Origin of the sequence: Thermotalea metallivorans, assembly GCF_001562415.1 — a bacterium.
In the GTDB taxonomy this organism is placed as follows: Bacteria; Bacillota; Clostridia; order Peptostreptococcales; family Thermotaleaceae; genus Thermotalea; species Thermotalea metallivorans.
Genome location: NZ_LOEE01000110.1, coordinates 1 through 733 on the forward strand (window position 1 = coordinate 1; position 733 = coordinate 733).

General features: G+C 35.5%; 1 protein-coding gene and 1 pseudogene. One reads left to right on the top strand and one right to left on the bottom strand.

Annotated features, from left to right (window positions below):
• Window positions 1-248 (bottom strand): annotated as a pseudogene (locus AN619_RS15445) (spermidine/putrescine ABC transporter ATP-binding protein); the annotation flags it as partial.
• Window positions 249-605: 357 nt separating this feature from the next.
• Between AN619_RS15445 and AN619_RS16765 the strand changes: the two are divergent.
• Window positions 606-733, top strand: a 128-nt coding sequence (locus AN619_RS16765) for an IS3 family transposase (RefSeq protein WP_198153334.1), incomplete at its 3' end; no start/stop codon positions are given.

The following is a 733-nucleotide window of genomic DNA, read 5'->3' on the forward strand; positions in this document are numbered from 1 at the left end:
TTAACATAGATGTCTAACTCCTTCCATATGGTGTTGAAATAGTGTCTGAATTCAGGAGCTTCTCTGGAAGTAAGGGGGGTTCTTTCCATATCTAAGGTGAGCTTGATTTCATGGATGCTTTTTACGGTAGCAGGCCTTTTTGTCAGCACAATCACCCGATCCGCCATGGAGATGGCTTCTGCTATATCTCGTAAAAGGCGAAGAGAATGTTGGTTAAACGTTCTCTTGATGTGTAGTATTATAGCCATAAAGATTTATTTCTATCCTGTTTCCATCCCATGTAATTTCGTCTACTATTTGATCTAGCATTCTTTTCTTTTCTTCAAAACTTAGATTATCATAGTTCTCGGTAAAGTCTTTCATTAGACATTGAACAATCTCAATATTCATTTGTTCAATTAGAAACGCTTCTTTTTCATCTTCAATTTCACTAAGCTTCTTTCTAGTATCAGAAATCTGGATATCAATATTTTCTATTTGTTGAATGATATATTTCGAAGCGGAAGAATTCTGATTTTGTGCTAATTGCATGGGAAGGTTTTGTATAGATTCTTCAAGATTCGCAAGTTCTTTTTCAAGACGCTTCTTATCTAAATCATATACATTTGTACAATGATAGTGGAAAGATCTACGGTGCCCCTAAAATCCGAGAGAAATTAAAGGCCCAAGGCTATAGCAAAATTAGCCTCAAAAGAGTACAAAGGCATATGAAAAAGCTCGGAATTAGATCCAT